Source organism: Variovorax paradoxus (assembly GCF_030815855.1).
Lineage (GTDB): Bacteria > Pseudomonadota > Gammaproteobacteria > Burkholderiales > Burkholderiaceae_C > Variovorax > Variovorax paradoxus_M.
The window spans coordinates 1,599,280-1,617,356 of the sequence record NZ_JAUSXG010000001.1; the positions used below are offsets into that span (position 1 = coordinate 1,599,280).

General features: G+C 67.1%; 9 protein-coding genes and 1 tRNA gene. 4 read left to right on the top strand and 6 right to left on the bottom strand.

Features of this window, described 5'->3' with window-relative positions; translation table 11 throughout:
* Nucleotides 1–4: 4 nt before the first annotated feature.
* Entirely contained in the window at nucleotides 5–5,008 is a 5,004-nt protein-coding gene (locus QFZ42_RS07450; protein ID WP_307700354.1) for a non-ribosomal peptide synthetase, read from the bottom strand.
* On the bottom strand, nucleotides 5,005–12,435 hold the full coding sequence (locus QFZ42_RS07455) for an amino acid adenylation domain-containing protein (RefSeq protein WP_373423317.1): 7,431 nt from the start codon (nucleotides 12,433–12,435) through the stop codon (nucleotides 5,005–5,007). The genes QFZ42_RS07450 and QFZ42_RS07455 overlap by 4 nt, the downstream gene beginning before the upstream one ends.
* 708 nt (nucleotides 12,436–13,143) lie before the next feature.
* On the opposite strand from QFZ42_RS07455, the gene QFZ42_RS07460 reads away from it, so the two are divergent.
* A complete protein-coding gene (locus QFZ42_RS07460; RefSeq protein WP_307700356.1) occupies nucleotides 13,144–14,034 on the top strand; it encodes a class I SAM-dependent methyltransferase in 891 nt (296 codons plus the stop codon).
* A gap of 31 nt (nucleotides 14,035–14,065) precedes the next feature.
* The gene (locus QFZ42_RS07465) at nucleotides 14,066–14,833 is read left to right on the top strand and encodes a TIGR04325 family methyltransferase (RefSeq protein WP_307700357.1); all 768 of its coding nucleotides are present in this window, start codon (nucleotides 14,066–14,068) and stop codon (nucleotides 14,831–14,833) included.
* Between the two features lie 23 nt (nucleotides 14,834–14,856).
* Here the strand turns inward: QFZ42_RS07465 and QFZ42_RS07470 are convergent.
* Both QFZ42_RS07470 and QFZ42_RS07475 read right to left on the bottom strand, forming a co-directional pair.
* Nucleotides 14,857–14,930 (bottom strand) — tRNA-Gly (locus QFZ42_RS07470).
* Between the two features lie 134 nt (nucleotides 14,931–15,064).
* The gene (locus QFZ42_RS07475; protein WP_307700358.1) at nucleotides 15,065–15,418 is read right to left on the bottom strand and encodes a HigA family addiction module antitoxin; all 354 of its coding nucleotides are present in this window, start codon (nucleotides 15,416–15,418) and stop codon (nucleotides 15,065–15,067) included.
* Nucleotides 15,419–15,822: 404 nt separating this feature from the next.
* Between QFZ42_RS07475 and QFZ42_RS07480 the strand changes: the two genes are divergently transcribed.
* Both QFZ42_RS07480 and QFZ42_RS07485 read left to right on the top strand, forming a co-directional pair.
* Nucleotides 15,823–16,206, top strand: coding sequence for a hypothetical protein (locus QFZ42_RS07480; protein ID WP_307700359.1), 384 nt, complete (start codon nucleotides 15,823–15,825; stop codon nucleotides 16,204–16,206).
* 97 nt (nucleotides 16,207–16,303) lie between these two features.
* Nucleotides 16,304–16,603, top strand: a complete 300-nt coding sequence (locus QFZ42_RS07485; RefSeq protein ID WP_307700360.1) for a hypothetical protein — start codon at nucleotides 16,304–16,306, stop codon at nucleotides 16,601–16,603.
* A 24-nt stretch (nucleotides 16,604–16,627) separates the two neighbouring features.
* On the opposite strand, the gene QFZ42_RS07490 is transcribed toward QFZ42_RS07485, so the two are convergent.
* Together QFZ42_RS07490 and QFZ42_RS07495 are read right to left on the bottom strand one after the other, a co-directional pair.
* Nucleotides 16,628–17,026, bottom strand: coding sequence for a hypothetical protein (locus QFZ42_RS07490; RefSeq protein WP_307700361.1), 399 nt, complete (start codon nucleotides 17,024–17,026; stop codon nucleotides 16,628–16,630).
* A 128-nt stretch (nucleotides 17,027–17,154) separates the two neighbouring features.
* Complete coding sequence (locus QFZ42_RS07495; RefSeq protein WP_307700362.1) at nucleotides 17,155–17,976, bottom strand: ferritin-like domain-containing protein; 822 nt, start codon at nucleotides 17,974–17,976, stop codon at nucleotides 17,155–17,157.
* Nucleotides 17,977–18,077 lie beyond the last annotated feature (101 nt).

The window sequence follows — 18,077 nt, forward strand, 5'->3', positions numbered from 1 at the left end:
TCGGTCACTCCTTGCGCAGCCAGCCGCCGAAGGTGCGGCTCAGCAGGCCCTCGCCGCGCGGCGCGCCCTTGAGGTGGCCCAGCGGCAGCGCTGCAAGATCGGACAGCTCGGTGCTGTCGTGCGCCTCGAGGGCGGACGACGCGATCTGGCCGAGGTTTTCGAACAGGTAGCGGCGCGAATGCACGCGGTAACCCAGCGTCTGCTCGGTCTGCTGGAGCGCCCGCAGCACCAGCAGCGAATCTCCGCCCAGGTCGAAGAAGTTGTCGGTCGAGCGGATGTCGTTGACGTCGATCCCGATCACCGAGGCCCAGATCTGCGCGAGCCGCGCGTGCTCCGGGTTCAGGAGGGTGTCTTCCGCCTTTGGCGTCGCGGCCGTTCCATTCGCCGGTGCCGGAACCTTGATCGGATCGGCCACCGCGAGCTTGCGCAGGTAGAGGGCGCTGGGGGAGCCTTCGTCCGAGGAAAGATCGGCCAGCGTCGCTTCGGGACGGTCGGCCGCCCGCTGCAGCAATTCGAGATAGCGGTCGCGCAGATGCGCTCCGGTTTCGCGCAGATAGATGTCGGCGTTGTAGATCAGCGCGCCCTCCAGCCCGTGCGGCTTGTCCATCAGCCAGACGCCGATGTCGTCGGTGGCGCCGTGCTGCATCAGGTGCAGCTGCCGGGTCTGCAGGCTGCCGAGACGGCGTGCGCGGTCGCGTGCGTCCTGGAACGAGAACATCGACTGGTACGGGCCGACCGCGCGGATCCGGGCGGCGACCGCGGGCTCCGCCATCAGGCGCTCGAACGGCACCTGCTGGTAGTTCATGAGCGACAGCAGCTCGCGCTTCACGTAGCGCATGAACTCCGCCAGGGGCTGCTGCAGGCCCACCTGCAGCGAGACCGGCAGCACGTTGTTGAAGAAGCCCATCACGTCTTCGGTCTCGGGCTGTTGCCGGCCGCGCACCGGGTTCGCGATGACGATGGCCTCCGAGCCGATGACGCGGCTCATGGTGAGCGCATAGATGCCGAAGGTCAGCATGCTGAGCGTCACGTCCATGTCGCGGGCGACCTTGCGCAGCTGCTGCGTGGTCGAGAGATCGACGCGCAGCCACTGCGCGCCGCCCTGGCCGCTCTTGCCCGCGCGCCGCGGCATGTCGGTGTTGGGCAGCTTGGGCATCGGCGCGTCGGCGAAGCGCTTGAGCCAGAAGTCGAGCTGCTCCTGGAAGCCCGGCTCCGTCATCCAGGTCGCCTGCCATTCGGCATAGTCGCCGTGGGTGGTCGTGAGCGGCGGCAGGTCATGCGGGCGGCCGCGCTCGGCCGCGTCGTAGATGGCGGAGAGTTCGCGCTGGAGCAGGTCGAAAGACCAGCCGTCCCAGATCAGGTGGTGCGGCACGAACACGAAGACATGCTCGTGCGCATCGAGCTGGAACACCGCCGCATGCATCATCGGCGCGCGGTGGATGTCGATTGGCCGGTCGGCAAGCTCCTGCATGCGGTCGGCCAGCTCGGCTTCGCGCTGGTCGGCCGGCAGGTTGCGCAGGTCGATGAAAGGCAGTTCGAAGTCCACCGCCTCCGACATCGCCTGCACCGGCTGCCCCGTGTGCGGGTCCGTCGCCATGCGGGTGCGCAGCGCGGGCTGGCGGCGGATGATTTCCCTGAACGCGGCCTCGAAGCGGGCCGCATCGAAATTGCCGGTGAGCCGCTGGGCGGCCGGCGCGTTGTAGACCGAGCGGCCCGGGTGCAGGTCCTCCATGAAGCGGATGCGTTCCTGCGACGGCGTCAGCGGGGCCGTCTTGCGATGGAGGCGGCAGGGCAGCGGCGCCTGCACGCCGGCGCCCGCGCGCTGCAGGCCATCGACGACGGCGGCCAGCCGTTCGGCCGTGGGCGCCTCGAACAGCGAGCGCAGCGGCAGCGTGATGTTGAACTCGCGGCTCAGCAGCGTGGTGAGGCGCGAGGCCAGGAGCGAATGGCCGCCCATCGTGAAGAAGTCGTCGCGCATGTCGAGGCCCGGCAGGCTCAGCACCTTCTCCATGGTGGCGAGCACCTTGCGTTCGCATTCGGTGCGCGGCGCGGCGCCGCGCCGTGCCTCGTCGCGCGAGACCGCTTGCGGCGGCGGCAGCGAGACGCGGTCGACCTTGCCGTTCGGCAACGTCGGCAGTGCCTTCAGCGCGACCACGTGCTGCGGCAGCATGAAGGCCGGCAGGTGCTCGCGCAGGTGCGCCATCAGCGCGTCCTGGTCGAACGCGACCCCGGGCGTCAGCGCCAGGTAGGCCACCAGGCGCACGTCGCCGGGGCTGTCTTCGCGCGCCACCACCACGCAGCGCGAGACACCGGCCACCTCGCAGCAGCGCGCCTCGATCTCTCCCGGCTCGATGCGGTAGCCCCGCACCTTGAGCTGGAAGTCGAGCCGGCCGAGATGGTGAATGAGCCCGTCGTTGCCCCAGCGGCCGCGGTCGCCGGTGCGGTAGAGCCGCTTCGCGGCGCCGAAGATGCGGGCGGTGACGAAGCGCTCGGCGGTGAGTTCGGGACGGTCGATGTAGCCCTGCGCAAGGCCGGTGCCCGCGATGCAGATCTCGCCCGGTACGCCGATCGGGCAGGGTTGCAGGTCGGCGTCGAGAATCCAGATCTCGGTGTTGTCGACAGGGTGGCCGATCGACACGCCGCGCGATGCAACAGTGGCGGGATCGACGAGCCAGGCCGTGGAGTACACCGTGGTTTCGGTCGGACCGTAGCCGTTCCAGAGTTCCGAGAGCCGCTCGCACAAGGCGAGCGCGAAGCTGGGCCGCAGCGGCTCGCCGCCGATCCAGCCGCGGAAGCCGGGCGCGCCCGGCCATTGGGCGTCGAGCAGCAGCTGCCACATGCCGGGCGTGGCCTGCAGGAAATTGATCTGCTCTTCCTCGAGCAGCTTGCTCAGGCGCACGCCGTCCATGGCGAGGTCGCGCTGCACCATCACGATCTCGGCGCCCACGGCGAGCGGCAGCAGCAGGTCCGGCACCGCCATGTCGAACGACAGGGTCGTGACCGCGGCAATCCGGTCGCTCGCATTCATGCCGGATTTCCTCTGCATCCACTGCAGCAGGTTGGCCACGGACACATGCCGCGCGGACACGCCCTTGGGCAGGCCGGTCGAGCCCGAGGTGTAGATCACATAGGCCGCATCGTCGGGGCCGGCGTCCTGGTCGCTGGCCGGCAGGGGCTCGCCGGAGGCCTGTTGCCAGGCGGTGTCGCGATCGATCTCGAACACGCGTTCGCCCGGATCGGCGCGCCAGCTGCGCGGCGCCGCCGCGATGTCCGACGAGGTCAGCAGCAGGCTGAGCCCGGCATCCTTGGCGTAGTGGTCGAGCCGCGCCTGCGGGAAAGACGGGTCGAGCGGCACATAGGCAGCGCCCGCCTTCAGCACGGCCACCATCGAGACGACCATCTCGAGGCTGCGCTCCAGGCACAGCCCCACGCGATGTTCACGGCAAACGCCGCGCTCGCGCAGCGCGCGGGCTAGCCGGTTGGACTGCGCATCGAGCTCGGCATAGGTGCAGATTCGCGCGCCGTCGCGCACCGCCGGCCGGTCGGGCTGCAGCGGCACGCGCGCCAGGAAGCGGGCGAGCGCATGCGGTGCGCCTTCCAGCTCGGTGGGCGGCGGCTGAAGCGCGATGAGCGCCTGCGTGCCCTCGGGGGACAGCACCTCGAGCCGGCCGACAGCCTCGCTCGGGTTGCGCGCGGCCGAGCGAAGCACGCACTCGTACATGTCCAGCCAGCGCTGCACGCTGGCTTCGTCGAACAGGTCGGTGTTGTATTGCGCCTCGATCTGCAGTCCGCCGTCGAGGGGGCGCAGGTTCAGGAAGAGCTCGAAATTCTCGTACTGGCGCGCAATGGTGTCCTGCGTGACGTCCAGGCCCGTGAAAGCCTGCGTGCTGCTGGCGACGTCGGGGTCGACGTTGAACACCACGCTCACCAGCGGCAGGCGGCTCGGGTCGCGCTGCAGCGCCAGCTTGCCCAGCAGCGCGCCGTAGGTCAGTGCCTGGTGGTCGAAGGCATCGAGCACGGCGGTGCTGCACTCGCCCAGCAGCGCGTCGAAGCGCAATTGGCTGTGCGCGGAAAGACGCAGCGGCAGCAGGTTGACGCAATGGCCCACCAGGTCGGGCATGTCGCGCGCCATCTGCCCCGACGCCGGAATGCCGACCACGATGTCGTCCTGGCCCGTGAGGCGGTGCAGTGTTGCGACTAGGCCGCTGAGCAGGCCCGCGAACAGGCTGGCGCCCGTCTTCGCGCTCATCGAGCGCAGCGTGGTCACGAGCCGGCGGTCGAGCAGCCGTTCGGCGCGCCGCGAGCTGAAGGTGCGTGTGGCGGGGCGCAGGTGGTCGACCGGGAGCTCGAGCACGGGCGGCGTTCCGCCGGGGAAGCGCTCGAGCCAATAGTCGACATGCACCTGCATATCGGGGTGCGCGGCTTCGGCCGCTTCTTCGGCGGCAAAGCTCGCATAGGTCGGCGCCGGCTTGAGCCGCAGGCCGTTGCCTGTTTGCTCGGCATAGAGATGGCCGAGCTGCTCGGTGATGACCACCCAGGACCAGCCGTCGCACACCACGTGGTGCGCCGACATGACGAGTTCATGCTCGGCGTCGCCGAGCCGGTACAGCACGGCACGGAACAGCGGGCCTTGCTCCAGAGAGAAAGGCGTGCACACGGCGGCGTCGTGGGCCGCCTTCAGCGCCTCTGCCTGTGCTTCCGGCGAAAGGCCGCCCAGGTCTTTCTGCGCCATCGGGTCTTCGGGGGGCTGGCCGACCAGCATGCAGGTGCCGTCCGGCGAAACGGTGGAACGCAGCGACTGGTGGCGCTCGACCAGCCGGGCCACGGCACGTGCCATGGCGTCCCGGTCGAGCGCGCCGCGCAGGCGCAGCAGCACCGATTCGTTGTAGGCCAGCGAGGCCTCGGTGCTCATCGTCGCGCCGAGCCAGACCTCGCGCTGCGATTCCGTCGTCGGGATGACGCATTCGATGAGGCCGCCGGCGGCGGGGGGGCGAAGAACGGCGTTCATGCTGTGGCCTTTCCATTGATGAGGCTGCTGGAGGGCGAGGTGTCCGGCACGTACCAGAAGGGCTGGCCGTCGACGTCGCGGGCGAGGACCGAGCCGTCTTCTTCCTGGGACTTGCGGTAGTCGAAGCCGGTGACGACCGTCGCGCGGCGCGGCAGGAATCCGGATTCCTGCATCTCGGCCACCGACTCCTTGAATGCGCGCTGGATGGTCGCGATGTCTTCGGCGCTGTGCGCGCTGGTCAGGAAGCACGGGAAGTTGTCGAGGATGTGCACGCCGCGGCTGCGCATCATGGCGAACAGCAGGTCTTGCAGCGGATGGTCTTCGAGCCAGCTCACGCGCCAGAGCGAAGCGAAGTGCCGGATCGCGATGGGCGCGCCCACCCCGGCGCACCAGGCCGTGAGCTCTTCGGCCATGGCGCCGGTGCTGGCGCTGAGTTCGGTCTGCAGCGAAGGCCCGGCTTCCTTCAGGTGCGTGAGCGAGGCCTTCGCCGCGGCCAGCGCGAGCGGATGGCGCACGAAGGTGCCGGCGAAGTACGTCACCCCGACGCCGGGGATCGAGTCGTCGCCGTACTGCCAGGCGCCGCCGTCGAGGGCGTCCATGAATTCGCGCTTGCCCGCAATCACGCCGACCGGAAAGCCGCCGCCGATGACCTTGCCGTAGGTGGCGAGGTCGGCACGCACGCCGAACAGTTCCTGCGCACCGCCCAGCCCGACGCGAAAGCCGGTGATGACCTCGTCGAAGATGAAGCAGGTGCCGCTCTTTTCGGTGATGGCGCGCACCTCTTGCAGGAACTCGCGCGGCTGGAAATCGGGCCGGCGGCTCTGCACCGGTTCGGCCAGCACGGCCGCGAGGTCGTCGGCGTTCTCGCGGATGAAGGCCAGCGCCTCGGGCGTGCCGTAGTCCAGCACGCGGATGTCGCCGAACATGCCGCTCATCACGCCCGGTGCGGCCGAGAGACCCTTGCCGCCCTTGCCGGCGCGGACCAGCACTTCGTCGAAGGTGCCGTGGTAGGAGCCGGTGAATACCACCACGGTGCTGCGCCCCGTGACCGTGCGCGCGATGCGCAGCGCGGCCATCACGGCCTCGGAACCGGTGTTGCACAAGGCCGCGCGGTCGCAGCCCGTGAGTTCGCAGATGAGCGCGGTGACGTCGGCCGCGAGCGGATGCTGCGGCCCGATCTCATAGCCGTCGTCGAGCTGCCGGCGCACCGCTTCCTGCACGAAGTCCGGCTGCCAGCCGAACATGTTCATGCCGAAGCCGTTGAGCGCGTCGACGTATTCGTTGCCGTCGAGGTCCCAGAGCCTCGAACCCTTCGAACGCTCGATGACGATCTGGTAGGTGATCTCCTTGGTCAGCGGGCGAAAGCCGTTGACCACGCGCGGATCGGCCATGTGGGGTCGGTTGGCTTCGGTGAACTGCTTGCTCTTTTGCGTGCGCTCCACGTAGCGCCGCATGAAGGTGGCGAGGCGGGCCTTCTGCCGGCCGCTCGGCTCGGCGGTGCGCTGGGTGTGAATCCGGGCGATGGCACCGAACGCCTTCGCAACGTCGTAGCGCTGCGGCTCCTTGGCGGCGACGGGTTCGTCGGCGGCGGGCGGCGCGGCAGGGGCCGGAGCCGGGGTCGGCATCGCCTGCACCGGCGTGGCCTGCATCGACGGTTGCATTGCTTGTGCCCCGGCCTCGGAGGAGAGCGCGTCCGTCCCCGTGCCCGACAGCAGCGCGAGTTGATGGCGCATCAATTCCATTTGCTGCGTAACGAGTTGTACAAGCGGGGTGGCGCCCATGCCGCCGCCTCGAAACGGCGTGTACAGCGGTGCAAAGGGTGCCGCCGCCGGCATGACGCTGACCGCTTGCGCAGGCGCGGAAACGCCAACAGCAACAGGAGCCGGCGCGGACGCCACCAGTCCGGGCGCGGGCTCGGATTCAGGAGGCAGGCTCTCCCGCAGGAACGCGCAGAGCGCATCGAAGCTGCGGTAGTTCTCCATGAGCTGGCGAAAGCTCAGGTTGACCTTGAAGCGTTTCTTGATCTGCGTGGCCACCTGGGTCAGCGTGAGCGAGTCCAGGCCGAGCTCGCCGAAGGCGGCGTGCCCGTCCGCCTGGGCCATGTCGATGCCGGAGATGTCTTCGAACAAGGACCGCAACCGCGCGTCCAGCGACGGGGCGGAAGAAGCCAGTGCGGAAGAAGCAAGTGGCGGGGGCGCTGCAGCAACTGTCACGGTCGTCTCCAAAACGGGGGGTGAAATGAAAAGAGCGGGCGCGGGCGGTGTGGCCATTGGCGAAACGGCCGGCTTCGCAGCAGGGGCCGCGATGTCGACCCAGAAACGCTTGCGCTCGAACGGATAGGTGGGCAGGCGAACCCGCTGTGCGCCGGTGCGCACAGCGAGCCGCGACAACTCGACATCGGCGCCGCATGTCCAGAGGCGGGCCAGCGCCAGCCGCAGGGTGCGGGCCTCGTCGGCCGGCTCGCCGTGCAGCAGAGGCATCACTTCGCCGGCGCTGTGCTGGCGCACCAGCGTCGAGAGCATGTTGCGAGGGCCGGCTTCGACGAACAGCGGACGCGCTGTCTGCGCCACGGCATTGCGCACGGCCGACGAGAACTGCACGGTGCCGCGCAGGTGCCGGGCCCAGTAGGCCGCGCTGGTGGCTTCGGTGTCTTCGAGCAGGCGGCCGGTGAGCGTCGAAAAGATCGGAATCGCCGGCCGGCTCAGCGTGACCTCGCCGACCAGCGCTTCGAAAGGCGCGACGGCGCCGTCCATCATGGCGGAGTGGAACGCGTGCGAGGTCTGCAGCGGCCGGCTCGGGATGTCTTCTTCCTGCAGCGAAGCCTGCAGGGCCGCGATGGCATCGAAGGGGCCGGCGGCCACGCAAGCCGTGGGACCGTTGTCCGCGGCGAGCGAGAGCGCGGGGCCGAGCCTGGCCGTGAGTTCGGCCGCGCCAAGGCGCACCGACAGCATCGCGCCCGCGGGCTGGGCCTGCATGAGCGCGCCGCGGCGGGCGACGAGCCGGGCGGCGTCTTCGAGGCGCATCACGCCCGCCAGCACCGCGGCGACGAACTCGCCGACGCTGTGCCCGATCAGCGCATGCGGCCGCGCGCCCAGCGAGAGAAGCCGGCGTGCCAGCGCGTATTCCAGCGCAAAGATGGCGGGCTGCGTGACGGCGGTGGGCGCGAGCGCTTGGGCGTCGTCTCCGAACATCCGCTCGCGCAGGTCGAAATCCAGCGCGTCGCCGAAGGCCTTCAGGCAGGCGTCGAACGCGGCCGCGAAGACGGGATCGTTCGCATGCAGGTTCTTGCCCATGCCGGCGTACTGCGCGCCCTGGCCGGGGAACATCAGCACCAGCTGCGGCGCGCGCGAATCGACGTGGCCGCTGACGCGCCACGCGCTGTCGCTGCCGCGGAGCGCGGCGATGGCTTCGGCCGCATCGCTGGCCACCACGGCCCGGCGGAACGCGTGTGCCTTGCGGCCGACGGCCAGCGTGTAGGCGACATCGGCCAGCGGCAGCCCGGGCGTTGCCTCGAGATGCGCCGCGAGCTGTTCCGTGGCCACGGCGAGCGCGGCCTCGGAGCGGGCCGACAGCGGCAGCACCTGCAGGCCCGCCGCGCCCGTCGAGGCGGGCCGCGGCGGCGCCTCTTCGACGATGACGTGCGCGTTGGTCCCGCCGACGCCGAAAGAACTGACGCCGGCACGGCGCGGCTCGCCGGCGCGCGGCCACGGCTGCAGGCTCTGCGTGACGTAGAAGGGCGTGCGTGCAAAGTCGATCGACGGGTTCGGCGCGGTGAAGTGCGCCGTGGGAGGAATCACTTCGTGGTGCAGCGAGAGCGCCGCCTTGATGAGCCCGGCGGCGCCGGCGGCCGTCACCATGTGGCCCACGTTGCTCTTGAGCGAGCCGAGCGTGCAGTAGCCCAGTGCATCGGTGTGTTCGCCGTAGGCGCAGGCCAGCGCTTCGACTTCGATCGGGTCGCCCATCGGCGTGGCCGTGCCGTGCGCCTCGACATACGAGATGCTGCGCGCGTCGACGTTGGCTGCCGCCAGCGCGGCGCGGATCACAGCGGCTTGCCCGTCCACGCTGGGCGCGGTGAAGCTGGCCTTGGCGCCGCCGTCGTTGTTCACGCAGGCGCTGCGCAGCACCGCGTAGATGGTGTCGCCGTCGGCCTGCGCGTCGGCCAGGCGCTTCAGCAGCACCACCGCGGCGCCGTCGCTGAACACGGTGCCCTGGGCCTGCGCATCGAAGCTGCGCGTGCGGCCGTCGGGCGAGAGCATGGAGCCCTCCTGGTACAGGTAGCCGCTGCGCGTGGGGCAGGTGACGGACGCGCCGCCCGCGAGTGCCATGTAGCACTGGCCGGTGCGCAGCGCATGAAAGGCATGGGCCACCGCCACCAGCGAGGTCGAGCAGGCGGTGTGCACGCTCACCGCGGGGCCCGTGAGGTTGAGCCGGTTGGCGACGCGCGTGGTGATGTAGTCCTTCTCGTTGGCCAGCATCACCTGGAATTCGCCCACCGCTTCGATGAGGTCGGGCCGCGTGCTCACGTGGCGCTGGAAGTAGCTGGCGTTGTACATGCCGGCATACACGCCCACGGGGCCCGGTGCGGCGTCGGGCACATAGCCGGCGCGCTCGAGGCATTCCCAGCAGATCTCGAGGAATACGCGCTGTTGCGGGTCCATCAATGCGGCTTCCTTCGGGCCGATGCCGAAGAAGGCGGCGTCGAAATTCTCGATGCCTTCGATGACGCCGCGGGCCCGCACGTAGGCCGGGTCGGTGCGCAAGGCTTCGGTGACGCCTGCGTCGAGCGTTTCGTCGTCGAAGAAGCTGATGGTGTCGCGGCCGGCGACGAGGTTGTCCCAGAACTGCTCGACATCCGCCGCGCCTGGAAAGCGGCCCGCGGTGGCGACCAGCGCGACGGCATCCGACATGTCGGCTGTGTCGGCCGGTGCCTGTGCCGCGCGCGGCCGGACGGCGACTGCAGGTGTTGCATCACCGGCCGGTTCCAGGTGGGCCGCCATGGCGCTCGGTGTCGGATGCCGGAAGAAGAGGTTGGTCGAAAGCGGCGCTGCGCTGCCGCGTTGCAATTCCGCCAGCACCTGCAGCACCCGCATCGAATCGCCGCCGAGGTCGAAGAAGTTGTCGTTGCGGCCGACCTTTTCGATGCGCAGCGCGCGAGCGAAGGCTTCGCACACGCGCTGCTCGGCGGCGTTGCGCGCTTCTTCGAACGGCTGCGCGAGGTCGGGGCGCTCGCCGGCCGGTTCGGGGAGCGCCTTACGGTCGAGCTTGCCGTTGGCCGTGACCGGCAATTGCGCGAGCCAGACTTGCGCAGAGGGCAGCAGCGCAGCAGGCAGGCGTGCCGCAAGGTGCGCGCGAAGCGCTTCCCACGACAGCTTTTCTTGCGAACGCGCAACCAGGTAGGCGACGAGGCTCAGTTGCCCATCGGCATCGGGCCGCGCGACGACGGCGCAGCTCTTGATGGCCGGGTGGGCCAGGATGGCCGCCTCGACCTCGCCGGTTTCGATGCGGTGGCCGTGGATCTTCACCTGTCCGTCGCGGCGGCCGATGAACTCGAGGGTGCCGTCGGGCAGCCAGCGCGCGAGATCGCCGGTGCGGTACAGGCGCTCGCCCGGTGCACCGAACGGATCGGGCACGAAGCGTTCTTGCGTCAACGCGGGTTGCCCCAGGTAGCCGCGTGCCAGTCCGTGTCCGCCGACGCAGAGTTCGCCCACGAGGCCGCTCGGCAGCAAGGCCATCGCGGGGCTCAGCACGCGCAGCACCGTGTCCTTGATCGGGCGGCCGAGCGGCACCGAACGCAGGTCGGCGGGCAAGGCTGCGGGAATGCGGTAGGTGGCCGCGAAGGTCGTGCATTCGGTGGGTCCGTAGCCGTTGCTCAGCGTCAGTTGCGGAAGCGCGGCCAGCGCGCGCCGCACATGCGGTACCGACAGGGCTTCGCCGCCGGTCAGCAGATGCCGAAGGCCCGACAGATGCGCCGGGTCGTCGTCGATCAGCGCGTTGAACAGCGCGGCCGTGAGCCAGCCGGTGTGCACATCGTGGCGCGCGATGGTGCGGGCCAGGCCGGCGCCCGTCGGCACGCGCTCGTCGTGAACGACGCAGCAGCCGCCATTGAGCAGCGGCCCCCAGATCTCGAGCGTGGCGGCATCGAAGGCGAGCGGCGCGGCGTGCAGCATGGCGCGCCCGGGGACCAGGTCGACATAGGCGGCATCGACGACGAGGCGCAGGATCGCGCGGTGGCAGATCTCGATGCCCTTCGGAACGCCCGTCGAGCCCGAGGTGTACATCACGTACGCGACCGAGTCGCCGTCGATCGCGGGGGTGGTCGGCGAAGCGGAATCGATGTCGTCGGAGCCCGCGGATGGCTCGCATGTTCCAGACTCGTCGAGCAGCAGCAGCAGCAGCACGGCCCTGGACGCGGGCAGCAGGCTGCGGTGCGCTGGCATGGTGATCACCAGCCGGGCGTTCGCCTCGTCGAGCATGCAGGCCATGCGCTCGGCCGGAAAGTCAGGTGGAACCGGCACATAGGCCGCACCCGCCTTGAGGATGCCGAGCTGCGCCACGACGGCTGCCATCGACCGGTCGAGCAGCAGCCCGACACTGTCGCCTGCCTGCACGCCCAGGTGCTGGAGACGGCGGGCGAGTTGGCCGGACCGGTGCTCGAGTTCGCCGTAGCTCATCCGGGCGTCGCCCTCGGCGAGGGCCATGGCATCGGGAGTGGCGGCGGCTTGGCGGCTGAACAGTCCTGTCACGGTGAGGCTGCGGTCCAGCGGAGCGAGCGCCGTGTTCCAGGTGGCGAGCTGGTGCTCGCGGTCGGTGGGGAGCAGGGTACGGATGTCGCCGAGCGGAGCGTCGGCGCGGCCGAGCAGATCAGCGGCGGTGTCGGCCAGTGCCGAGAGCAGTTGCTCGATCGATGCGGCGTCCAGGAGGCTTGCTGCGGCGTCGGCGTGCAGGCACGGCGATCCCGATTCGGTGCTCAGCCAGAGATGAAGCGGAGCCTGGATTTCGAGGGGGCTGGCGGCGCTGCGCAGCCAGAGGACATCTGGCGACGGCTCAGCCGCGCGGGCTGTGATCGGCTCGCGCCGCTTCTGGTCGAGTGCGGCCAGCCAGGCGCTGGCCGGCTGCTCGGTGTCGAACGCCGCGGCGAGCGTGGTTTGCTTCGCTTCCGGCCCGTTCAAGAGCGCTTCGTGCAACACAGGTTCTTGCACGCCGAGCCAGCTTGCCTGCAACAGCAACCAGGCTGCAGCAAAAGGAGTGTCCGGCAATTGCGGCGTGGCTCCGGTCCATTGCCTCCAGCGCCGAGTATTTTCCAGTTCGAGTGGCATCGAACCGCCAATTCGTTCCGAATTCTTCGGATTGACCGGCGAAACGAACAGGTCGCCCAACGAGAGCGGGGGGGCTTCGAATTGCACCGGAAGGACAGGCTGAAATTTCATGAAGAAGCTCGAATGAGTAATGCTCGGCAGTAAATTGAATACGGAAAAAAACCATTAAGTAATTAAAAAAAGAGGTAGTACGTTTGGTCATATTTCGGTGGCAATCCTAGGGGCTTTGGCGAAGACGGTGGGGGCAAATGTTCTCCAAGTTACAGTCTTGAATCGAATGTTACATAAACGTACTACCAGGTATCGCCCAAACGGGGTAGCCAATCGCCGAATTCAGGTAGGTAACTCAGCCTTGAAGGCGCACCGAGTTCCCCGGCCTGCGCGAAAGCAGCGTGTCGTGGCGTGTTCACGGGAGAACCAATTTAAAAATTTCGCCGCATTGGCGCATGAGCGGTGTGCCCCCTCTGAGGGGAGACAATCGCCCCGCTCGTCCCAAGTGCAACCATGACAAAGCGCCTGCCCGCCGGGCGAGCCGTCCGCCGCTGAGGGGCGTGGAAGCCCCGGCATTGCGCCGGAGCCGGGTTTTCACCGGGGCGGTTTTCGGCGCCCCGGCAATGCGCGGAAGCCGCACCGAAGTGGCGGGAACACGACGCCCTCAGACCGAGAACTATGGATGTAAGGGTGATGTGGGTAAAAGCACCGTGTTATTAATTAGCCGGGCTTGTAACCAAGTTAAAAATATTCCGCGCGAAATCGAAAGCCGTGTAATTCTCCCGCAATAACTTGTCTCAACGTCATCGCAACTTCAAAGGATGCCAAATGCTTCGGGATATCTTATTGCCAGATGTGACTTTGACGCATGCGGGGGCCTACTTCGAATCGGGGATTCAGCGAAAAACCGATGCCATTACCGCCAACGCCACCTACTTTGGAAATGCACAGTGGGCCCAGGAATACCTGGATTTTTGCCATCGCGACCCGCATTTCAGAAGCCGGTGGCTGGCCGCTGCCGGCGACTGGACGGGCAAGGTCGTCATCGACCTCGGCTGCGGGCCGGGCAACATCTTCGCAACGCTGGGTGGAAAGCCGCGGCTGCTGGTCGGCGTCGATGTCGCGCCCGGTTCGCTGGAACTGGCGGCAAAGCTGGGCTATACGCCGGTATTGGCCGATGCGGCCTATACGCCTTTTCGCTCGCACGTGGCGGACATCGTCGCCATCAATGCGTCGCTGCATCATTGCGACGATATGGCCGCTGTATTGCGCGAAGGCGCCCGGCTCGTGAAGCCGCATGGCCTTTTGGTAACCGATCACGATCCGCAACTCACCGCATGGGACTACAAGGGGCTCGCCAAGCTGATGTGGGATGCACGGCTGTGGGTCTATCGCGCGATCGGGCATGGCTTTCACAAGACCGGCAGCCAGCAGTCGTGGGGCTTGAAAACCGAGATCCATCACCGCCCGGGCGACGGGGTCACGAAAGAGTTCTTCCGGTCGACCTTGGAGCCGCTGGGTTTCGACGTCAGCATTTATCCGCACAACCACCAGATAGGCGCCGAAGCGCTGCGCGGTATCGTGGGGCCGGCGCAATGGAAATACCGCCTGGGCAACGTGCTCTCTGGCCGCCGGCCGTCCGCACCGACCAGCGCGTTGTCATTGATGTGCGTGGCCAAGCGTCGCGGCGACGCATCCACAGCGGCAGCGGCGGAGTGAGCCTGCCCCACAACACAGAGGAGACCAACCCATGCTTTCGAGTCCGCAGTCCTTGAGTCCCGGCGCCTACGAGCGCAAGTTCCTGGACAACCAGGACGAGAATCTTTTCATGGGGTCCTTCGAGAATTTTGCCGCCGCCGAGGCCGGCGCACCCGCCTCGAAGGCGGTCGGCTACGACAACGCCGAAGCGGCTTGGGAAATCTACAGCCACCAGATTTATTTCTACGATTACCCGGGCCTTTTCTGGCTCTCGAGATCCATTGATGCGGGCATGTCGCGCGTGTTCGATCTGGGTGGGCATGTGGGCATCAAGTACTACGCGTTCCGCCGCGTGATGAGCTATCCCGAAAGTCTGCGCTGGACGGTCTGCGACGTGCCGGGCGTGGTGCAAACCGGGCGGGAGCTGGCCGTGCAGCGCGAGGCGACCGCGCAGTTGAACTTCACCACCGACTACACCGAGGCCAGCGGCTGCGACGTGCTCTATGCCTCGGGCAGCCTGCAGTACCTGCCGGTCCGGATTTCGGAAATCATCGGTTCACTCGCCGTGAAACCGAAACGCATCGTGCTGAACACGACGGCGGTTCACCCTGAACGAACGATCTATACGCTCAACAGCATCGGATTTGCCGTGTGCCCTTACCGCATTCAGCACGACGAGGAACTGTGGGCCGAGCTGAGAAAGTGCGGCTACAAGCGGCGCGATGCGTGGCGCAACGAAGGCAAGCTGATCGAAGTGCCGTTCGTCGAAGGCGGGGACAAGCCTTATTACGCGGGGTGTTGTTTCGATCTGGCCGGATAAGCGCTGCGAGTGCTTGGCTGGTTTGGAGCGGGTGAAGGGAATCGAACCCTCGTATGAAGCTTGGGAAGCTGCCGTTCTGCCATTGAACTACACCCGCAGCAGGCGCGAATTCTACCGTGTCTCCCGAGGGTACTTCGAGATGTTCATCCCGCATGGGACGACTCTTCCATGACGACTTTCGGCAATGGCGACATCCACTCACGCCAGCTCTTGGATGAGTTTGCGAACCGATCAAGCGCCCAGCGCAAACCGTTCGTCGTTGGGTGCGGAAACTTTCGCGGGGTCGCGCGGCGTTACCTCCTTGGCGATGACTTTGGCAACGGCCTTTTGCGCGATCTTGAAATCGTAAGTCGCCTGCATGTTGATCCAGCCTTGTGCGTCAGCCTCTTCGCCGCCGAAATAGCGGGTCAGGCGCAGCGCGGTATCGGGCGTGATACCGCGGCGCTCGAGAACGATGTCATTGATGCGCGAAGCGGGCACATGCAGCGCCTTGGCCAGCGCGTTCGCCGTCATTCCGAGCGGCTTCAAATAGTCCTCACGGAGGACCTCGCCCGGATGGACCGGACGCATCCCATTCTTGAACATCTTGTTCCTTACTGCTCGCTTATCAGCAAGCCAATCTGCCGGGAGAGAAACACGCCACCCGGCGCAGCGTAAGCTCAGTGAGGATCTTCTATCAAGACCTCGTACGGCCCTGACTCGCCCCGCTTGAACGTCAGGCGCCATTGCTGGTTGACCCTGACGTGCCATGCGGCAAACGGTAAGAAATCCGAAGGGCAAGTCTTCGAGAGAGAGACAAGTGAGCGAGAGCTCGGTACCGTCGGCATTGACCACCATACCGCGTGCGGCATCGGAGATCTCGACCTGCGCGCCAAGTAAGCCCCCAAATCCGACTTTTTTGCCCGATTAATCTGGCCGGCGCCACATCGCGCAAAAAGAATCCGGCACCCTCGGCGCCAACAAAAAGCATTCGTTGAGGGGATCAAGAAATGCATCTGCTCTTCTTGCTGCGGCTTCAGCACGTCGAGTTACCCACGGAGATAGTGAGGCCCGAGGAAATCAAGCATGTTTCGGTTCTGAAGGCCACCGGCCTGATCGAGGCGGAGATAGCGCCGGCCATAGACATGTCGGGCAAGTTCAACGTGGCCCGAACCGCCATCGTGACCGCGATCACCGACGATGGTTTCGCCGAGATCACGAAGTTGCGCACCGAACGGATGCGACCCGCTGCGGCGCGGCGGGCGGCTTGGAGGCATCACCGCGGTGAACGCGCTGCCGCGAATGACGTGCACAGAAAGCATTGCACCCGATGCGGCGCGCCTCATCAGCCGAACGTTCCGGTGTGCAGCTACTGCATGGCGCCCGCGGCTTGAGGCGGAAGGCAGGGCGTCGGTCCGCCATCGAATGCCGCGCAGACAAATCGCGTTCGTCCGACACGCCGCCGGCCGCCGATGGCCGACCATCCGGGCGATGTCGAAACTCCGAACCATCGCGGTCACCGTCTTTGAAGCGGAAGAGGGCGCCGCCTACCGCTGGCGCCTGGTCGAACTCGAGGGCAACGGGGAGGGCTGGAGCGTCCTGCGCCAGCAGCCGAGGGCCGTGAAGACCTACAAGGCCGCCATGGCCGCCGGCCTGCTCGAGCTGCAAAAGATGGTCGAAGACATCGACATCGGGCCGCGAGAGAAAGAAGAAGAGCCCGAGCCGGCCAGGGCCGCAAGGAAGGGCGGTTCGGTCTTCGGGTTCGGCTTTGGGCTGCCGAAGATCGATTGATCGGCGAAGGCCGCTATGCCGGCTTCAAAGCGGGCCGTAGAGCGCCCTGATGTGCTGGCCTGCACTGGCGGAGGACGAGTCGCCATAGTTGTCGCCGACCGCCGCGCACAGTTCCGCGATGCCGTAGGCGAAATCGATATGCATCTGGTCGAGCCGGTCGCCTGGCTTGATGAGGCCGAGTTCAGCCGCCAGCGCCGTGAAGTTCGACTCGGAGTCGCGCACCAGCTGCTCGGGTTCGGGGGTGTTTTCGAAATGCTGGCGCGCCACATCCGCGGGCGGCCTGTCGCCGACCACGCGGACGAGCGTCAGGCCCTGGTCGATCAGGAATTCATGATCGGCACGCCCGCCGGCCAAGCGGGTCCACTCGGCAGCGAACAACGACGCCCACTCCAGGCGGGCATTCCTCGGGACAAATTCAGGCATTTCGCTCAACCCAGAAAGTACCTCTAAAGTATACATCTGCCTGTTCGACTTTGGTGCATGTCAATCCGATTCGAATGAAGATTTCGATCTGCCCGGCAGCGCCACCGCCTGGCGTCAGCCAGAAAACGTCAGCGCAGGAAAACATGTTCCATGAACTGCCTGATCGGAAACTGGATCACGGTTTGCACCCCGGACGGCAGTTCCAGCGGACGCATCAGCATCTTGAGGGTGGCGCCCGCGCTCAGATTGGTGCGCACGGTGCTGTTCATGCGGGCGCTCAGTTGCTGGACAAACGCCGTGTCGCCGGCGCGCGCGGGCGCCCGGAAGCGCACCACATGGCGGATGGCGCAATCGGCATCCTCGCTCTTGAGTTCCAGCGTGCGGCGGCCGATGGTGCCCAGCACCCGAAAGCGGCTCAGCTTTTCCGCGTCGCGGTAGCGGCGGAAAAAGCGATAAAAGTGCTTGTAGTGGCTGACCTCGTCGGCCGCGATGCGGCCCATGAGGTCCCGCAGCACCGGTTCGGCCGCGCCGCGCGCCATGGCCCGGTAATAGGTGGCGGTGCCGGTTTCGACCACGCAGCGAGCCGCCAGTTCGAGGCCGCGCGTGGGGGCCAGCAGTTCGACCTTGCAGTAGGTGGCGTATTCCCCGAGAAAGCCGCGGTAGGCGGTCTCCCAGTCGAATTCGGGCCACACATGCGCCACGTAGGCGCGCAGGGCCTTGCCGTGCTGCAGCTCCTCGGCCTCCCAGTGGTGGGTGAGCCACTCGGTCACTTCGTCGTCGCCGCGAAAGAAGTCGACCAGGTTCTGGGTGTACAGGTCCGAGCCGCTTTCGATGAACGAGGCGGAAGCAACGAGGTAGAAGAGATTCTCGTCCTGGCGGACCTCATCGCGCGCAATGCGCGAAAAGTCCAGATCCTCGATCCTCCAGTGTGGCGACTCCTGACCTGCCATGCATGCTCCTTGATTCACGTCGAAATGAATAGGACGAAGCCGAACGCGTTTGGTTCTCCCGGTACCAGCCATCTTAGCGGCGACACCCACGGGGAGCTGAC

Bases quoted from the DNA above. Each gene is read 5' to 3' on its own strand.
- QFZ42_RS07450 (WP_307700354.1), bottom strand. From the start codon at position 5,008: ATGAACGCCGTTCTTCGCCCCCCCGCCGCCGGCGGCCTCATCGAATGC.
- QFZ42_RS07455 (WP_373423317.1), bottom strand. From the start codon at position 12,435: ATGAAATTTCAGCCTGTCCTTCCGGTGCAATTCGAAGCCCCCCCGCTC.
- QFZ42_RS07460 (WP_307700356.1), top strand. From the start codon at position 13,144: ATGCTTCGGGATATCTTATTGCCAGATGTGACTTTGACGCATGCGGGG.
- QFZ42_RS07465 (WP_307700357.1), top strand. From the start codon at position 14,066: ATGCTTTCGAGTCCGCAGTCCTTGAGTCCCGGCGCCTACGAGCGCAAG.
- QFZ42_RS07475 (WP_307700358.1), bottom strand. From the start codon at position 15,418: ATGTTCAAGAATGGGATGCGTCCGGTCCATCCGGGCGAGGTCCTCCGT.
- QFZ42_RS07480 (WP_307700359.1), top strand. From the start codon at position 15,823: ATGCATCTGCTCTTCTTGCTGCGGCTTCAGCACGTCGAGTTACCCACG.
- QFZ42_RS07485 (WP_307700360.1), top strand. From the start codon at position 16,304: ATGTCGAAACTCCGAACCATCGCGGTCACCGTCTTTGAAGCGGAAGAG.
- QFZ42_RS07490 (WP_307700361.1), bottom strand. From the start codon at position 17,026: ATGCCTGAATTTGTCCCGAGGAATGCCCGCCTGGAGTGGGCGTCGTTG.
- QFZ42_RS07495 (WP_307700362.1), bottom strand. From the start codon at position 17,976: ATGGCAGGTCAGGAGTCGCCACACTGGAGGATCGAGGATCTGGACTTT.